This window comes from Leyella stercorea, assembly GCF_021531355.1.
Classification (GTDB): domain Bacteria; phylum Bacteroidota; class Bacteroidia; order Bacteroidales; family Bacteroidaceae; genus Prevotella.
The window spans coordinates 1-972 of sequence record NZ_JADYTS010000174.1 but is presented as its reverse complement, the minus strand read 5'-3'; the positions used below and the strand labels follow the sequence as shown (position 1 = coordinate 972).

The 972-nt window shown below is 45.7% G+C and carries 1 pseudogene; it reads right to left on the bottom strand.

What is annotated here, in order from left to right:
• Positions 1-972 (bottom strand): annotated as a pseudogene (locus I6E38_RS14905) (hypothetical protein); the annotation flags it as partial.

Below are 972 nucleotides of genomic sequence, written 5' to 3'. Positions count from 1 at the left end.
GGTCTATCCACAGATGATTGCTTCTTGACTCACGGTAAGACTGACGGGCATAACTTATCTTCGACTTTATTCCAATCCTATGCTTTCCGAAAAGGAACGACATTGAAGGAGTCCAATACGTGCGAAGCAACTGATACACATTCGTCTTCTCCGCTTCCTCGTCCATTGCCACACCAATACTCTGATAGTCGTAGTTCACTCCCAATTCATTGTTGAGATAGTGTCTGCCGACTTTCAGTTTATATTGCATTTCATTCTGCGTGGAGAAGAAACCGAGATTCAGCCGTTCTGTCATTCCACCAATAGTGAGCAACTGTCCCGGCAGATAGCTATAGGTCCAATAACTGTCAACGTTATATATGTTGCCCTTTGCCGTGGTGTGCGACATCTGAAAATCCTCAGTAATACTACGCTTGTGCGGCTTCACCATCATGTCGGTGCGTTGTCCGTTGTACATCATCGTGCCGATACTCTTGTTAAAGTCAATATAGCCTTTAAGGTTGTTCTTGATGAAACTCTTACTGCCGTTGTACTGATAGTTGGCCTCACCCTTCCATTCGCTTCGGGTGTTGCAGACATTCTGCTCCTCAACTATGACTGGCATATCGGCAAGGGTGAGATAAGTGGATGAACTATAGTCATGCATGTCGGTCTTGTCAATAAATCCGTTGCCTTGCACACGCAGTTCCGAATCCTTGCCAGTCTTCCAAAGCCAGTTGCCAGCAACAAGATGACTATTGTTGAAAGTATATCGGTTGTCTGCAAGGTCGGGAGCCGCAACCGACATCATAGAGAGAAAGCCTGATTCAGAGCCAGTTCTTCCCTTCAACAATGCAGCAAGGTCGAGCACCTCATTGTCGAGTCGCTTGCCGATGTTGTTGTTCTTGTACATCATAAGCGTCTGATACTTCTTGTTGAAACGCATACCCATCAGTCGGCAGTCATATAGAAAATCATCACCATAACCCAAAC